The 16583-nt window shown below is 41.8% G+C and carries 16 protein-coding genes and 1 pseudogene; 7 read left to right on the plus strand and 10 right to left on the minus strand.

Translation table 11 applies throughout. The features are described 5' to 3' along the window. Together ACM0OW_RS07915 and ACM0OW_RS07920 are read left to right on the plus strand one after the other, a co-directional pair. Positions 1-1212, plus strand: a pseudogene (locus tag ACM0OW_RS07915) (hypothetical protein); the annotation flags it as partial. A gap of 67 nt (positions 1213-1279) precedes the next feature. After that, positions 1280-2482, plus strand: a complete 1203-nt coding sequence (locus ACM0OW_RS07920) for an argininosuccinate synthase (protein WP_414549491.1) — start codon at positions 1280-1282, stop codon at positions 2480-2482. A 91-nt stretch (positions 2483-2573) separates the two neighbouring features. On the opposite strand, the gene ACM0OW_RS07925 is transcribed toward ACM0OW_RS07920, so the two are convergent. Beyond that, positions 2574-3203, minus strand: coding sequence for a DedA family protein (locus ACM0OW_RS07925; RefSeq protein ID WP_414549492.1), 630 nt, complete (start codon positions 3201-3203; stop codon positions 2574-2576). 546 nt (positions 3204-3749) lie between these two features. Here ACM0OW_RS07925 and ACM0OW_RS07930 point away from each other — a divergent pair. Then, on the plus strand, positions 3750-4097 hold the full coding sequence (locus ACM0OW_RS07930) for an STAS domain-containing protein (protein WP_414549493.1): 348 nt from the start codon (positions 3750-3752) through the stop codon (positions 4095-4097). 499 nt (positions 4098-4596) lie between these two features. On the opposite strand, the gene ACM0OW_RS07935 is transcribed toward ACM0OW_RS07930, so the two are convergent. After that, positions 4597-5157, minus strand: coding sequence for an Npun_F5560 family protein (locus tag ACM0OW_RS07935; protein ID WP_414549494.1), 561 nt, complete (start codon positions 5155-5157; stop codon positions 4597-4599). Positions 5158-5355: 198 nt separating this feature from the next. Continuing rightward, complete coding sequence (gene rpsF, locus ACM0OW_RS07940) at positions 5356-5697, minus strand: 30S ribosomal protein S6 (RefSeq protein ID WP_414549495.1); 342 nt, start codon at positions 5695-5697, stop codon at positions 5356-5358. 531 nt (positions 5698-6228) lie between these two features. Here rpsF and ACM0OW_RS07945 point away from each other — a divergent pair. Continuing rightward, positions 6229-7002, plus strand: a complete 774-nt coding sequence (locus tag ACM0OW_RS07945; RefSeq protein ID WP_414549496.1) for a fumarylacetoacetate hydrolase family protein — start codon at positions 6229-6231, stop codon at positions 7000-7002. A 3-nt stretch (positions 7003-7005) separates the two neighbouring features. On the opposite strand, the gene ACM0OW_RS07950 is transcribed toward ACM0OW_RS07945, so the two are convergent. Both ACM0OW_RS07950 and ACM0OW_RS07955 read right to left on the minus strand, forming a co-directional pair. Further along, positions 7006-7479, minus strand: a complete 474-nt coding sequence (locus tag ACM0OW_RS07950) for a Tic20 family protein (RefSeq protein ID WP_414549497.1) — start codon at positions 7477-7479, stop codon at positions 7006-7008. 81 nt (positions 7480-7560) lie between these two features. Then, positions 7561-7758 (minus strand): hypothetical protein, encoded by a 198-nt coding sequence (locus ACM0OW_RS07955; protein WP_414549498.1) that lies wholly within the window; start codon positions 7756-7758, stop codon positions 7561-7563. 412 nt (positions 7759-8170) lie between these two features. Between ACM0OW_RS07955 and glyA the strand changes: the two genes are divergently transcribed. Beyond that, positions 8171-9454 carry a serine hydroxymethyltransferase gene (glyA, locus tag ACM0OW_RS07960; RefSeq protein WP_414549499.1) on the plus strand — a complete coding sequence of 428 codons (1284 nt, stop codon included), beginning with the start codon at positions 8171-8173 and terminating at the stop codon, positions 9452-9454. A 267-nt stretch (positions 9455-9721) separates the two neighbouring features. On the opposite strand, the gene ACM0OW_RS07965 is transcribed toward glyA, so the two are convergent. From ACM0OW_RS07965 to ACM0OW_RS07975, 3 genes are read right to left on the minus strand one after another with little or no spacing between them, the layout of a single operon-like run. Then, positions 9722-10240 (minus strand): GUN4 domain-containing protein, encoded by a 519-nt coding sequence (locus ACM0OW_RS07965; protein WP_414549754.1) that lies wholly within the window; start codon positions 10238-10240, stop codon positions 9722-9724. Next, positions 10227-10553: a hypothetical protein gene (locus ACM0OW_RS07970; protein ID WP_414549500.1), complete on the minus strand. Its 327-nt coding sequence runs from the start codon at positions 10551-10553 to the stop codon at positions 10227-10229. The genes ACM0OW_RS07965 and ACM0OW_RS07970 overlap by 14 nt, the downstream gene beginning before the upstream one ends. Further along, complete coding sequence (locus ACM0OW_RS07975; RefSeq protein WP_414549501.1) at positions 10511-10996, minus strand: P-loop NTPase fold protein; 486 nt, start codon at positions 10994-10996, stop codon at positions 10511-10513. Before ACM0OW_RS07975 ends, ACM0OW_RS07970 begins: the two co-directional genes overlap by 43 nt. A gap of 273 nt (positions 10997-11269) precedes the next feature. On the opposite strand from ACM0OW_RS07975, the gene ACM0OW_RS07980 reads away from it, so the two are divergent. After that, entirely contained in the window at positions 11270-12526 is a 1257-nt protein-coding gene (locus ACM0OW_RS07980; RefSeq protein WP_414549502.1) for a competence/damage-inducible protein A, read from the plus strand. A gap of 215 nt (positions 12527-12741) precedes the next feature. Here the strand turns inward: ACM0OW_RS07980 and ACM0OW_RS07985 are convergent, their stop codons facing one another. Continuing rightward, on the minus strand, positions 12742-13803 hold the full coding sequence (locus tag ACM0OW_RS07985; RefSeq protein ID WP_414549503.1) for a tellurite resistance TerB family protein: 1062 nt from the start codon (positions 13801-13803) through the stop codon (positions 12742-12744). A 277-nt stretch (positions 13804-14080) separates the two neighbouring features. On the opposite strand from ACM0OW_RS07985, the gene ACM0OW_RS07990 reads away from it, so the two are divergent. Next, positions 14081-16006 (plus strand): alpha-amylase family glycosyl hydrolase, encoded by a 1926-nt coding sequence (locus ACM0OW_RS07990; protein WP_414549504.1) that lies wholly within the window; start codon positions 14081-14083, stop codon positions 16004-16006. A gap of 64 nt (positions 16007-16070) precedes the next feature. Here ACM0OW_RS07990 and ACM0OW_RS07995 read toward each other — a convergent pair whose 3' ends face one another. Further along, positions 16071-16478 carry a hypothetical protein gene (locus ACM0OW_RS07995; protein WP_414549505.1) on the minus strand — a complete coding sequence of 136 codons (408 nt, stop codon included), beginning with the start codon at positions 16476-16478 and terminating at the stop codon, positions 16071-16073. Between the last annotated feature and the right edge of the window lie 105 nt (positions 16479-16583).

Raw genomic sequence — 16583 nt, forward strand, 5'->3', positions numbered from 1 at the left:
TCAGTTTTTGCGATCGCTTGTTTTTTCTCCGACTTCACAAAATCGCGTTGCTCCCCTTTACTGAATACAGCTTTGCAACTGGGATATAATTTTTTACCTGATATTATCCCTAATATTGCCAGTTCCGAAAACAGAGTCAACTCAAACGTTAACAATAATTTGTTTTTAGCTGCTAATAATGTCAGACTTCCTATAAATAGTTTAACTGCTTATCATGGGGGAATTGCCAGAGCGCAGAGTGTCCCACGAACAGCGAGAAATTTGAAACAAGTACCTGCGGCTACATTCAATAGTCTTTGGTTAGGTGCATCACCTGTGATCAAACGCAGGTCTGATATTACTACTCGTTTTGAACAAATTAGCCCCCAGACAGTTTCTGCATCTGGTGGTGGAGAAGGAGGATTTGATTCTAATGTGAGTTTTATTTCTAACATTAACAATGAAATTTTTTCTAGTGCCAATTTAGAAAATTTTTATACTCAGACTTACGTTACAGCTTTCAGCCAAGAAGTTAATAATGTTATAACTAATAGATATAGGGAAGAAACAAAATATGCGCCCCATCTGAGTTTTACAGGAAATATCACAGGGACACAGGAAGCTTTGAGATATTATACAGGTGTGATTGGTGCAGACGAAATTAAAGCTTATGGTGGACTAGATTTTACGAAAAATACTGCCAACGGATGGAACTTTTCTGGCGGGATAATTGGCTATATTAATCCAGACATTGATTACTACAGTGAAATCACAGGTAGTATTGGTAAACGTATCCCTTTCAGTCGGAATAGTAATTTAGTGCTATCCACGGGAGTGAATTATGCTTTTGATCGGGAAACTCCCCCTAATAATAATTTTGTTAATTCTATTACAGTCAGAGCCAGAGCAAATATAGGTAAGGTTTGGTTTGGTTTAACTAATTATTTTGGCGATGTTTTACCAGATTCAGTGAAGAATACTCTGGTAACAAGTGTTGGTATTCAATTTAGCAATAGTTTTGCGTTATCAGCATACTATAATCCCATCAATGAAAATCCAGGCCGTTCTGTCTATGGTGCGGGAGCAAGACTTCGACTCAGCACAAATCCAAATAGTCCCACACTCAACCTATCGTGGCAAAATAATCAGTACGACTATGGCAGAGATAGCGCTGATAATGAATTGAAAACAAACGAGAATTTATTTACTGTATTTTTGAGAGGAAATTTTTGAAGCTGGTTTTTAACCTACATACCTTATAATAATGACTCATTCTTTGTTTTTCTAACTGGAGAAACCAATGGGTCGCGCTAAAAAGGTTGTGTTGGCATATTCTGGGGGAGTGGATACTTCCGTTTGTATTCCCTATCTGAAAAATGAATGGGGTGTAGAAGAAGTAATTACCCTCGCAGCAGATTTAGGTCAGGGAGATGAATTAGAGCCAATCCGAGAAAAAGCGCTGAAATCGGGTGCAAGTGAGTCTCTAGTGGCTGACGTTAAAGAAAGTTTCATTAAAGATTATGCCTTTGCGGCGATTCAAGCAAATGCCCTCTACGAAAATCGATATCCTTTGGGGACAGCCCTCGCTCGTCCTTTAATTGCCAAAATATTAGTAGAAGCTGCTCATAAATATGGTGCGGATGCGATCGCTCACGGTTGCACCGGTAAAGGTAATGATCAGGTTCGCTTTGATGTGGCTTGTGCTGCTCTTGATCCCAATATGAAGATCCTCGCACCGGCGAGAGAATGGGGGATGAGTCGTGAAGAAACCATCGCTTATGGTGAAAAATGTGGTATCCCTTCACCTGTGAAAAAGTCTTCTCCCTACAGTATTGATAAAAATTTACTCGGTCGTAGTATTGAAGCTGGTGTACTGGAAGATCCAGCCGTTGAGCCACTAGAAGAAATCTATGAAATGACCAAGGCGATCGCAGATACGCCCAATGAACCAGAGTACATTGAAATTGGTTTTACACGCGGTATTCCCACCAGTCTCAATGGTACAGCTAAAAATCCAGTTGAGCTAATTGAGCAACTCAATCAGGTGGTAGGAAATCACGGTATTGGGCGGATAGATATGATGGAAAACCGCTTAGTAGGGATTAAATCTAGAGAAATCTACGAATCACCCGCGATGTTAGTGCTAATTCAGGCACACCGGGATTTAGAAAGCCTGACTTTGACAGCAGATGTCAGCCACTACAAGCGAGGTATTGAAGAGACTTATACTCAAATCGTTTATAACGGTCTTTGGTACAGTCCACTTAAAAGCGCACTAGATGCTTTTATTCAAAAGACACAAGAACGAGTTTTTGGAACTGTACGAATCAAACTTTTTAAAGGTAATGCCACTGTAGTCGGGCGTTGGAGTGACAATTCACTTTATAGCCCAGACTTGGCAACCTATGGATCTGAAGACCAATTTGACCACAAAGCAGCTGAAGGCTTTATTTACGTTTGGGGTTTACCCACTCGCATTTGGGCGCAGCAAGGTAGAAGTTAGGTAATGGGTAATGGGTAATGGGTAATAGGAAGTTTGTTCCCCCCTGCACCCTGCACCCTGCACCCCTGCCTCTTTTCCCCCCTGCTCCCCCTTACTCACCGGCTGCCCGCTTGACTTGGCGGGACTCTAACCAGATGGGTATAGCAATCAAAGCAACTAGGATTAGTAAAGCTGCGATCGCAAATTGACTTACCCAAGCTACTAATTGTTCTAGGGAGACAACTTTGCCAGCAAAGAAAGCTAACGTTACCATCACACTAGCCCAGGTGGTTGCTCCTGCTAAGTTGTACAAAAAGAATTTTCCAAAAGGCATTTCGGCTATACCAGCTAGTGGGGCTGCAAAAATTCGCAGTAATGCGAAAAAGCGGCCAAAGAATACAGCTTTAGTAGCATTTTCACTAAATTGATTTTTAATATTCAACAAACGCTCATCGGAAATCCGAAAGAGTTTACCTAGTCGTACCAGGAAAGGCCAACCGCCTATTCTACCAATCCAATAACCGCAAGCACCCCCAATTACAGCACCTGCAACTGCATCACTGAGAACTAACCAATAGTTTAGTTCTTCACTGCCAGCTAGAAATCCGCCGACTATGGTCACGGTTTCACCAGGTAGGGGAATGCCCAAATTTTCTAGCAAAATGCCCAAAAAAATTGCCCAGTAACCATACTGGTGGGCAAATTCCTGGATGTTTTCTAGTGAAATCAGCTCAAGAGACATCCCGCACCGCCGCCTTTACAATTTTTTACCTTTCATATATCTTGGCTCTTCTATGCCTGGGGTGTCAATCAATCCGCTAGTGAAGAGTGCTGAGTGGGTAGGGGCGCAAGGCCTTGCGCCCCTACGACAGATGCGGTTCAAATACATGAAAACTGATGTAAGAGTGCTGATTGAGGGGAATAATCAATGCCCGATGCTTGATACACTTGATTTTTGTGTCTTTTTATGATTTGCTAGCACCAATTTAGATTTAATGCTACCTGTTTAAGCATTGTTTATGAAAAATTTACAAAAAGCCTAGTGAAATATAAAAATATAGTAAAAGATACCCTTGATACCGAAATTGTTAAGCCATTATGCCTATATTTAGGGAAGTTAACATAAATTATATGACATAAATACCGAACCCAAGTGTATCAACAAGACTGCTGTAACCTCCTAATTTAAGGCTCAAACAGTAATTTTGTCTTTGCACCTGAATCAGTATGGATGTCAAGTTTGTCTTTTTTCTCTTTTGTTACTTGTTCCAATTACTTAGTTAAAATTATGGCTATCTCACACGACAGAGTTGTTTTATTTAAGCCCCAGGGCAGTATGGATTTGCAAGGTGGAATGACTTTTAGCCAACAAATGCTTGAAGTCACACCCCAGCCTCAGCAACTCTGGGTTATTGACCTATCCGCAGTAGATTTCATGGATAGTTCAGGGTTAGTCCCCCTCATCAATGGACTCACATCTGCACGTGAAAGCGGTTGTCGTCTGGTGTTGTGTAATGTGCAAGCTCCAGTCAGATTAATTTTGGAACTCACACAACTGGACTCTGTGTTTGAAATCTTCGATACTTACGAGGATATTTTCACAAACACCAATGATCGAAATCTAGCGATCGCATAATTCAAGCATTCGGCTATCTTAAATGGTGCAAGCCTGCTGTTTCTAAAGTCTACACAAAGCGCAAAAATTGACCACTTCCATCGAGGTAAGTGGTTTATTATTGTGGCAAATTGCCGATATTATTCCCCACAGCACTCTTACTTAATCACTTACGATATGTCATTGCGAGTGCAACGTATCGCTAAAGCGAAAGCTCCGCTTAGAGCCATAGTGAAACGAAGCAATCGCCTGGACTCTGCGATTACTTCACTTCGCTATCGCTACGTTCGTAATGACAAGTAATTTGCCGGACATGATATAACTCCTGTAGGGGCGGGTTTACTAAGAATTTTGACGCACCACAGACTGACTGCTTAAACCCGCCCCTACCCAATACCTTTCGGTTAAGGGATGTAGAGACGTTCCATGTAACGTCTCTACAAGGGTTTTCGGCGCTCATGAATTTGCTTAACCGAACAGTATTGCGCCCCTACCCACTCAGCACTTTGCCATAAAATCATCAAGCATTCTGCACAGTAGAAATATTATTATCGTCAGATTCTGGGCGGGGAAAATTTGGCAAATCAATGCCGCTATGACTGGCTGTGCGGGTTTTTACGGCCAAACGGTAACTGACACTTTGCAGTTCTGCTTGAAGTTTGCGGTTTTCTCGTTGTAGAATCGCCACTTTTTCTCTAACTGGAGCCATACGCTCCTCAAACTTGCGACGGTAAATTTGAGGTAACTCTTGTACAACCTGCTCTAGCATTCGACTACGATCAGTTAGTTCTTGCACTGACTGGCGCAGTTGGTAAATTTCAGTATCACGAGTGGTTATTTGTTCTTGGTAGAACGTTACCTGTTGCTCAACCGCTTGTAATTGTTCTTGCAATGCTTGCAACTTACTTGAATCATATTCCGGTTCAGTGCGTTGGGGCATAAAGTTAGCATTGCCCTTAACCAGCCGGAAAAGTTCTTGAGATAGCTGCTGCACTAATTGATCACGAAGCTGCAACTCTTGGCGCAACTGCGATACCTCGGTAGAGAGAGCTTGGATGTTAGATGTGTCAGTTTGGCTCACAGTGGTTTACAGATCCCATTGACGAATGCTTGTCCAATCTTAGGTGTAACTGCGGTAATACTGCCTTTAGCAGTTACTTGTTAATTTAGCATTCCCAACTCAACCCAAAAAAGAGCAATGGTAAAAAAATTTTTATATTTATTCTTCCAGTACTGAGTACTGAGTCAAAAAACTCAATACTCAGCATTGCTGATTCAATTAGGCAGAAACAGCAACGGCTTCTTCTGCTTCTTCTTCTACTGTTTCTTCTCGGAGATCCTGCTTAATAGTCAAGTAACGAATCACTTCTTCACTTAAACGCATAGCACGTTCCATAGGAGCGATCGCAGTTCCAGGACCAGTGTAGTCCATTTGAACGTAGATGCCATCCCGATGCTTTTTGATTTCATAAGCCAGGCGACGTTTACCACGATTTTGAATTGTGATATTCTCAGCACCTTGTTCAGTGAGCAAGTTCTGATATTTACTAATTGCTTGCTCTACTTGTTCATCTCCTAAATCTGGACGCAGAATGTAAATTGTTTCGTAAACTATGGACATGATTTTAAGTCACCTTATGGACGAAGGGGCTGCTGATGTGATTTTATACAGAAATATTATAAATAATACTCGCAATCATCAACATCTAAGCAACAAGGAACTATAATCTTACCAGTTTTCAATTTGAATCATTAACCAAATCCGCTAAATTTGCATCTTTAATCAGAAGCTGCCTTGAGGGTGATGAGGTAGTCATCCACCCACAGGGTAAAAAAAGCCCTTCTCCCCAGGGAAAGGCTATGAGCGAATGGCACGAAGATAAGCCGAAACCTTGTCAAGGCAGGGGGTAGGGGATTGGGTGTTGGGTGTATTGTTCAAGAAAATTGAATCTTAGTACGTTCTATAGTTCAACATCTTCTTAATTCCCCACACCCCACACCCGACACCCGACACCCAAAAGCCTTGTAAATAATAGATTTGCCTTTATCTTAGTGCCATTCCGCTATGAGCATTGTCCTAACCGATATGGCTAAGGCTATATACTTCCGCTAACAGCTTTTAATCGCAGACAAAAGGATATTAATCAAGGTTATGGCGCAGCGCTATGTGCGAGTTCAAAATCTAGAAGGCAAAGTTTACTATGGATTGCTACAACTATCCCTGGATGTGCAGGTGTTAGATGCTCCACCCTGGTTACAAGGACAACCGACAAATTTAATTCTAGAACCCGAAAAGTACCAAATTCTGACTCCCTGCGCTCCTTCAAAAGTTGTAGCAGTGGGCAAGAATTATGCAGATCATGCCCAAGAAATGGGAACTACTGTGCCAAATGAACCATTAATCTTTCTCAAACCACCGACATCTATCATTGCCTCGGAAACAGAAATTAAGTATCCGCCCCAGTCGCAACGGGTAGATTACGAAGGTGAGTTAGCACTGGTGATTGGCGATCGCACTTGTGACTGCACAATAGAAGAAGCCCAAACCAAAATTTGGGGCTATACCATCGCTAACGATGTCACGGCGCGGGATTTACAACAGAAGGATAGCCAATGGACTCGCGCTAAAGGTTTTGATACTTTTTGTCCTCTCGGCCCTTGGATTGTCCGAGAATTAAATCCTGGGGCGAGATTACAGACCTTTTTGAATGACGATGCTATCCCTGTGCAGTCTGCCTGTATTGATCAGATGGTGTTTGCCCCTGATGCTCTAGTGTCCTACATTAGTCAGGTAATGACACTCCTACCAGGAGACGTAGTGCTAACTGGTACGCCATTGGGTGTTGGTCCTCTGCACATAGGCGATCGCATCCGTGTGGAAATTGAAGGTATTGGTCGCTTAGAGAACAAAGTGGTTGGGCGTTAACTTTTAACGCACTTGCAGATGCACTGCATCAGAAATTGCCGGAATTTCTGCATAACGCCCCAACAGAGATTGAGCAACAGAATAGACAACTGCTGCTATGATGCCGATAAAAATAGTGTTGGAGATGGTTTCTGAAGCAAAGCCAGCACCAGGAATCGAACCTAAAATTTGCAGCACTATTTCACACAAAAATATCACTATGTTCAAAAGAATGGCCTGCATAGTGTTGAATCGAATGAAGTGACTGATTTTTTCGTTTCTCACCACTAAGAGGAACAAAGCAAAGAAAATAATCAGGCTGGCAAAGGGAAGTTGATAAATTCCGATTAATGGACTCAATGGAATTAGCAACACCCGTGTGACTGGAAACTGTGTGAAGAAAAAGCTACCAAAGGCCAAACTTTGAATTAGCGGTAGCAAATAAGGTAAACAAGCAAAAATCCGGTCGGAAACCGTTATAGACCCGCGCCAAGTCATTGTGCGTTCTCCTATGGCTAAAATTTCAGAGTTACTTGAGCCTAGGATAACGCAGTTGCTTGGTTGTGCTAACAAATGCGATTATTCTATATCCGCAATTTGGAAACCCATCAGACATTTATACTGCGTTGGCTGCTGTGCATTGAGTTGGCGAATTGCTTGACCGCATCGCAGTTGACCTCCACCCCAACGGGGTTGACCGCTATTGTCAGCAAGCAAGCAAGATTGGCAAACTTGCGCCGGGGCAAGGATTTGATTATCCATTAAAATGACTAACATCACATCCCTCCTGTAAATTTTTCTTATGGGTTTTGAAATTACGCCTGAAGTCAGGTAATAAACCTGATGCGGCAAAACATATTTAAATAAAACTATTGTGGGATGGGCATTTGGTCCCTTGAAATTGTGCAAGTTGAATGTTCACCAGCTTAAATATGAGCGCATACCAAAAATCTCTGGTCAACTTTAATTTATTTTATGTTATCTATCAAAAATATTGATTTATTTGTAACAAATCATACAGAAAGACTGGATCTGAAGTAGAGCAGAGTATCCAATCAAAGTGTAAAATTTGAAATTCAGGAAAAAGGTTGATGATAATTAAGAAGTCAGTAGTGAAAAACTATTGAATGAGGTGCTACACCAAGCCCAAATCCACCATTGTGCAAAATTCCACCAAGGATAAATTTAAGTGACTAAAACGAATTCCGAATTTTTGGCTAACTCCGACCCCGCGATCGCCGAATTAATTAACCAAGAACTACAACGCCAACGCGACCACCTAGAGTTAATTGCTAGTGAAAACTTTACCTCAGCTGCTGTACTAGCAGCCCAAGGTTCAGCATTAACCAATAAATATGCCGAAGGATTACCAGGTAAACGTTATTATGGCGGTTGTGAATTTGTCGATCAAATTGAACAAATCGCTATCGACCGAGCTAAACAGCTATTTGGTGCAGCTCATGCTAATGTCCAACCCCATTCCGGCGCGCAGGCAAATTTTGCAGTTTTCCTGACATTACTGCAACCCGGCGACAAAATCATGGGGATGGATTTGTCTCATGGTGGACACCTCACCCACGGTTCACCTGTCAATGTTTCCGGTAAATGGTTTGAAGTTTGCCATTACGGTGTCAGCAAAGAAACAGAACAGCTAGACTATGAACAAATTCGGGAGCTGGCGCTGAGGGAGCGTCCCAAGCTCTTAATTTGTGGATATTCTGCTTATCCTCGTGTGATTGATTTTGAAAAGTTCCGCAGCATTGCTGATGAAGTCGGCGCTTACTTGCTGGCAGATATTGCCCATATCGCTGGTTTAGTGGCTAGCGGTTTGCATCCTAACCCCCTTCCCTTCTGTGATGTCGTCACAACCACGACTCATAAAACCCTGCGTGGACCTCGTGGTGGGCTGATTTTGACCCGCGATGCCGAATTAGGCAAAAAGTTCGATAAATCCGTTTTCCCTGGCACTCAAGGCGGTCCCCTAGAACACGTAATTGCCGGAAAAGCAGTGGCTTTTGGGGAAGCACTGAAGCCGGAATTTAAAGAGTATTCGGCGCAAGTAATTGAAAATGCTCGTGCTTTGGCAAGTCAACTGCAAAACCGTGGTTTAAAATTAGTGTCAAATGGTACAGACAATCATTTGATGTTAGTAGATTTACAGAATATTGGACTTACCGGAAAGCAAGCCGATCAACTTGTGAGTGGGGTAAATATTACTGCTAACAAAAATACAGTTCCCTTTGACCCGCAATCACCATTTGTTACCAGTGGTTTGAGGTTAGGTTCTCCAGCCATGACGACACGGGGCATGGGTGTTACAGAATTTACCGAAATTGGGAATATTATCGCTGACAGACTGCTGTCGCCTGATTCTGAGACAGTAGCACAAGATTGTCGGCAACGGGTAGCGGCATTGTGCGATCGCTTCCCCTTGTACCCACATCTCCAAATTCCTGTACCAGCTTTAGCTTAAATCAGTTGACAGTGAACAGTTATCAGTGATCAACGCTGAAAAACATCTAGTTTGCATATTTAAATTAGATTAAACTCTTGTGGGGTGGGCATACTTCGACAAGCTCAGTACAAGTTTTGCCCGCCCATGTTCTAACGATGATGATGAAGGTTTCTTAATTCTGACTTCCTCAAAGAGGTCGCCATGTATCGGATTTATGAAATGTTTATTACTGCGTGGGAAAGGAGGCTGTGATAAATGTTTACAAACTTCGGAAAGCCTTAGATGTTAAAGTTTACAAATTTCGATGCGAGAGAAGAGAAACCTAGCCGACTCGAATGATTGGTAAAGAACGAAATCGCCCCCATGTGGAAGGTGTCCTGTCTGTGCTGACGTATCAAAAATTACTTCACTGAAGTTAATCCAATTACTGTCCACTCTCCATCCTACGCGATCGCCAAATTGTTCTAAAGCTTCTTCGTTATAGCTGCCGTCTAGCTTACCGCCAACGCTCAAGTAAATTTCTTTTTGAACGCTGAAGCCAAAATTCCCATCGCTATATTTTACCCATAGGTGGTCAATTGTGTGGAGGTCGGTACAGGGAAAGTTTAATAATTCCTCACTCCTCAACCAGTCGTCTTTCTTACGTCCTACAGCCTGAAGCATTACCACAGAGGTTTCCTTGTTCGCTTCTCTCCATTGTTGGTATTTTAAGTAGTCCCGCAGTTGGGTATAGTCTACACCTCTTTCTGAACTGAGGTCATCTTGTGTTCCAGAGGAAACTTGTAGGAGTTTATTGCAATAAATTACCTGCTCTTTTTACTGCAACATCTAAGTACCTGACGAAAGTACCAAGACCAAGCAATGCTACCAAGATAAACGAAAACCCATTTTTCCAGTCATAGCGCAGCCAGAACAAAATGATATTAGAGCCTATAGAAATCTGGCGAAGAAACTCTAGGGCAAAAGCTGCCCATAAGGCTTCTGCTTTATCGTGTTTCCAAGCATTGAACCAGATTGTTTTAGGCTTAGGTTGCAGGTTGTTAAGACTTAAGCATAGCCATTTACATATATTAATTAATACAAATAAAGATTTTTGTAAAATATAGGACTTACGCATAATCTACGTTTTCTTGGCGTTCTTGGCGGCTTGGCGGTTCGATAAATCAAGATTTTTGGTAATTGTTGCGTAAGTCCTGAAATAAATGTAAGCAATTCACTAATTACTTCAGGCAGATTATTTTTATTTCTAAATTTTCTAATACCACTTTCAGCTTGTCTTTGCAGTTTTCCTAAATTTACTTGTAACTCTTTTTCAAACTTTTTCTGCTCAAACTCCTCAATAGTTTTCTGGAGTTGCTTCATAAAAGAAGATTTGCCACTACCCCATTCACCTTCTATAGAAATAGTTAATGGAGGTTGAGTTACAGGATTGATTAAGAACTCTGCAATAGCTTCTACATAAGGTTTAAAACCAAGTTCATCTTCTGCTGCGGCTTGGTCACTTACACTAGCGTTAAGAATAGACTCTTGTTGAAAACCAGAATTATCGTCACTTACCATAACTATTTAAGTAGACTTAACTATATAATGCATATTTAAGCGTAATTAAATCTACCATAGTTCAGAGAGTAGTTAAAAACTAGGGGATATATAATTTTTTGCTCCCAATAATATTACTGTTCATACATCCTCTTAAATTGCAAAAAAAACAACTCTTCAAATCCTTCTTTCTGCGCCTCTGCGCCTCTGCGTGAGATTCATATCTTAATCATCAACAGTGACAAAATCGGGTTACTGTAAAATACAGGCCTTTCTCCCTTCCCTTTCACATCAATGAGTGCAGAAATTATTTGTGTTGGTACAGAACTCTTACTAGGGGATATCCTCAACAGTAACTCGAAATATTTAGCCCAACAATTAGCCCAACTAGGGATACCCCACTACAATCAAACCGTAGTAGGCGATAACCCAGAAAGATTAAAGCAAGTTATAGAAATTGCTATATCAAGAGCGCAAATTCTTATTTTTACTGGTGGTCTTGGTCCCACACCCGACGACCTCACCTGCGAAACCATAGCAGATTTTTTTGGCGTTCCCTTGGTAGAAAGTCCCGAAATCATCGAAGACATCACTCAGAAATTTGCCCAACGTGGTCGGGTTATGTCTCCCAGTAACCGCAAACAAGCATTAATTCCCCAAGGTGCAGACATTTTACCCAATCCCACTGGTACAGCACCGGGGATTATTTGGCAACCGCGCCCCGAAATCACGATTTTTACCTTTCCTGGTGTCCCGTCAGAAATGCACCGGATGTGGACAGATACAGCAGTCCCTTATCTCAAAAATCAAGGCTGGGGAAAGGAGATTATTTACAGTCGGAGTTTAAGGTTTTGGGGAATTGGTGAATCTGCATTAGCAGAAAAAGTTGCTCCCTATTTTAATTTACCTAATCCCACTGTCGCCCCTTATGCGGGTAAAGGTGAAGTCAGATTACGCATTTCCGCCAAGGCTGATTCCGAAGCTGCCGCTGAGGCTTTAATTTCACCTGTGGAGAAACAGCTAAAAGATATTGCTGGCTTAGATTATTACGGTGCTGATGATGAAACTTTGGCTGCTGTCTTGGGTAATTTGTTACGTTTATCAGGGGAAACACTATCAGTAGCCGAGTCCTGTACTGGTGGTGGTTTAGGACAAATGTTAACGGATATTTCTGGGAGTTCTGATTACTTTTGGGGTGGCGTAATTTCTTATGATAATTCAGTCAAGGTGGGGTTACTGGGGGTTAACCCAGAGGATTTAGATAAATTTGGGGCGGTGAGTGCTACTGTTGCAGAACAAATGGCGATGGGGGTAAAAACCCGCCTTTCCACGTCTTGGGGTTTAAGTATCACTGGTATTGCTGGTCCATCTGGGGGAACGGATACGAAGCCTGTGGGTTTAGTTTACATCGGTTTAGCCAGTCCCAAAAATGAAGTTGCCAGTTTTGAATATCGCTTTGGCGCGATGCGGGGACGTGATTTAATTCGTTATGTGAGTGGTTGCACGGCTTTGGATTTGCTGCGGCGCAAATTGATAATTCGTAGTTCGTAGTTCGTAATTCGTAGGGTCACGCCAGTAGTGGATTGACACGCTTACAGCACTTCCGGCAGCTATGAGGTACATCCCCAAAACTGAAAGCTATGATAGGAGAGGGACACAGGATAAATCTGTATTGCATAATAGCCGGAAGCGCTGTAAAATAGTGCATTAGATGTAGGTTAGGTTGCGCTGCGCTTAACCCAACCTACAGTTTTTTTGGTGTTCCTTTATTCAGTTTCTGTGAATTCTATAGTTTCTACAAAGTCTAAAATATTCTCCTTAATATCTTGGGCTTCTTCTTTAATTGAACTTGGTTTTTCACCGTTAAAAAAGCTGTGCTGGCTACTAACTATATACAAATAGTTAGAATGCATAAATGCCAAAAGCCCTCTGTATGCGTCTAGTCTGGTAGCTGTACCATTATTTTTTGACTGGGAAATTGTTGAACCTTGGGGCATATCAATGAGGGCAAAGTAAGAACCTTCAACCGCATCTTTTAAATATTCAGTATATCTAACCTCAGCCTTTGGCAAGTTGGTAAAAATGGCTTCTGGCACATACTTGTTGAGCAAAATTGATTGCAGATACTCTTCTTGTCCAATAGATTCTACTTCTTCTAATTGTTCTGAGGATATGGGGTAATGATCAATTCTCAGCATAGTACCGAAGTTATCAAAAAAACCCACTACTCCGTCTTCACTTTCTACCTTACCTCCCTGCTGTGGATCAACAGGAATGGGGACTGAAAAATTACCGTAGGGCGATTCATATATCTCGTCGCCATAATCTTTGACTATTACTGTGTCTTCTTCGTCATCTAGGTAAATTTCGTTTTCTGCTTCTTGATAGGCGGCGATTACTTCTTGTGTAATTTCATGGGCTTCTTCATCTTCTAGGTCTAAGGCTTGCTGTAACTGTTTGAGATAGGGCTGTTTCTGTTGGGGAATAATTAAATCGTCTTCATCTATAGCCACCATTACCCCGACAGCAAAAGCATCCAGAACTAGTTCATCTGAAAGGCTTTTACTTGCGACATTAAATAAGGTTCCTATGCCCTCGTCTTCTGCAATGCCTATGAGTCTATCAACTATTTGGGCAATTTCATCTTCTGAGTAGTCCTCAAAAACTTCAAAGTCCCAAAGGATACTGGCTAAAACTTCTGCATCTACGTCCTCTACAGACAAATCAGCCATTTCTGTGACAACTGCGATCGCTGCTACGGCTTCTTCTGGACTCAATGATGCTTCTGTGGTTTTGGATGAATTAAAAATCTTGTCGTATTTAGTCATAAATATTACCTTCGTGGTTGGCTAGCACTAACAGATTAAAAGTAACAATGGTCAGCTTGGTGTATTGTGTAACTCTAGGATGCTGGAATATTTGATCCTTAATACTTACTTTACAATTCAATTCCCATAGCGGTAATCATCTTTTGCTTTAATTAGCTGGCAAATAAATTTTATCTATGGGTAGAAATATCAACTAGCTAAAGATAGATTTATATACCAAGAGTGGGATGCCATAATACCGTTGTTTGTAGTGACACATGATAATTTTGCTTCTTTTATGGTAAATCCGCCTTCCCAGTCCTCACCAGAACAATATACAGTAGGTTCTTCTGGTACAGAAATAGAATCTCTGATTGAAACACCGTCATCAGATACTGAAATTGATTTAGAATTCCTTTACACCAGAGATATTGAATTTCGCCAAGAAACTATTTACTTTTTGGTGGTTGATCGCTTTTATGAAGGTGATCTAGATAACAGCAAAGGTACTAACTCAGACCTTTACGATGGTACCGCCCAAGATTGGGGTAAATATTGGGGTGGTGACTTGCAAGGTGTCATCGATAAGTTGGACTACCTGAAAAATATGGGCGTGACGGCTGTCTGGTTAACTCCCCTGTTTGAACAAGTGGACGATTTATTTATTAGCAATGCCGCAATGCATGGTTATTGGACAAAAGACTTTAAGCGCATCAATCCACGCTACATTGCTAAGGGAGAAAACCCTTCTTTAAACGAAACCCAATCAGCCAAAAATACGACATTTGATCGGTTAATTGCCGAACTGCACAAGCGCAAGATGAAGCTGGTGCTAGATATTGTCTGCAACCACAGTACCCCTGATACTAACGGTAGTAAGGGTGAATTATATGATGATGGCGTGAAAATTGCTGACTTCAATAATGATGTCAATCACTGGTATCACCATTATGGGGAAGTGCAAGACTGGGAAGATGATTGGCAAGTGCAAAATTGTGAATTAGCAGGTCTGGCGACCTTCAATGAAAATAATAGTGAATATCGGCAGTATATCAAGTCAGCAATTAAACAATGGCTAGACCGGGGTGTTGATGCACTACGGGTAGATACTGTCAAGCATATGCCTATCTGGTTTTGGCAAGAATTCACTGGTGATATGACCAATCACAAGCCAGATGTATTTATTTTTGGTGAATGGATTTATAACCATCCGAGTGATGATCTCTCGGTAGAATTTGCCAATAATTCAGGTATGACCATGCTAGACTTTGGGCTATGTATGGCCATTCGTTCAGCATTAGCACAGGGTGCAGAAAATGGTTTTCAAGCAATTCAAGATATCTTTGACCAGGATTATCGTTACAATGGGGCGACTGAGTTAATCACTTTCATTGATAACCATGATATGTGCCGCTTCCAATCGCTGAATCCTGATCCAGCAATGTTGAAAGTGGCGATCGCTCTGATTATGACAGCTCGTGGTATTCCTTGTATCTATTACGGTACAGAACAGTATCTGCACAATGATACTAACGGCGGTAACGACCCCTACAACCGCCCGATGATGGCAAAGTGGGATACTGAAACTGAAATTTATCGTGTCCTGCGATTGCTGTCTGGCTTACGGCGGCTGAATCCGGCGATATCAATGGGTAGTCAGTGGCAAAAATACCTCACACCCGACCTTTACTGTTATATCCGCCGCTATCGTGACTCTGTATGTTTTGTGGCACTGAATCGGGGCGGAGAGGTGACTTTACCAGAAGTGGAAACAGAACTACCTGATGGCGAACATACCTGTTTGATTACTCGCAATAAGTATGAAGTCAAAGACGGTAAAGTTTATAATTTACCCCTGGAAGAACGGGGAGTAATTATTTTCAGCCACGTGGGAGAACGGATTAAAGGACAGACTATAGTGCGGGTACAACTGAATGGCGTATATACCCAACCAGGTGAAACCATTGTAGTAACTGGAGATTGTCCAGAGTTAGGCAACTGGGATATCAGCAAGGCTTATCCCTTAGAGTACATCAACTCCAGCACTTGGTTTGCAGAGATTCCCTTTGATGAAAGTGTTGGTAACTTGATTAGTTACAAGTATGCCTTATGGCGCGAAGGGCAATCGCCTCTGCGGGAAAATCTCGTCAATCGCCGTTGGGTAATTGCCAAGGAAGGCACTGTAAAATGGCGTGATACCTGGGCATCAGGGAGAGAATCTTAGTAAGGGATGAGGACGGGTTTAGTCATATCCTCGTTGATATTCAATGATATCTGAGAACCCGCCCCTACGAGGAACTGGGTTGGGATATGCGGGCTTCAATGTCTTCTAAGGTTTGTAACAATAAACGCTTGGCCTGTAATTTCCAACCCCACTTTTGGATTCTGAAAGCGGCCACAGTCCCCACCCCACCTACTAATAAAAGCACGGGCTGATTTAGAGAAATTCCAAATAATAACCCCAATCCCGCAATTCCCCAAAATGGTAACGCTGCGGCTTGCCTTTGTTCTTCGACAATTTTAGTAAATATACTAGGCTGCATAGTAGTTAATAATTCAGCTTTAACTTGCCGTTGTTCTGCAAGTGATACAGACAAACTAATTTTACGGCGCATTTTTTCAATTTTGCGGGCATCACTACTGTATTCAGTTAGCTCATCTTCTGCCATTTGTAGTAGTCGTTCTAGTTGCGCCATTGTGCCTGAAATTTTGGATGATAATATCGCTATTATCTAAGAAAATGTTAAATTTTCCTAACTATAATGCTACATCTCATAGCAAAATACCAAATCTTAAACCTA

Origin of the sequence: Anabaena sp. CCY 0017, assembly GCF_963920885.1 — a bacterium.
In the GTDB taxonomy this organism is placed as follows: Bacteria; Cyanobacteriota; Cyanobacteriia; order Cyanobacteriales; family Nostocaceae; genus Nodularia.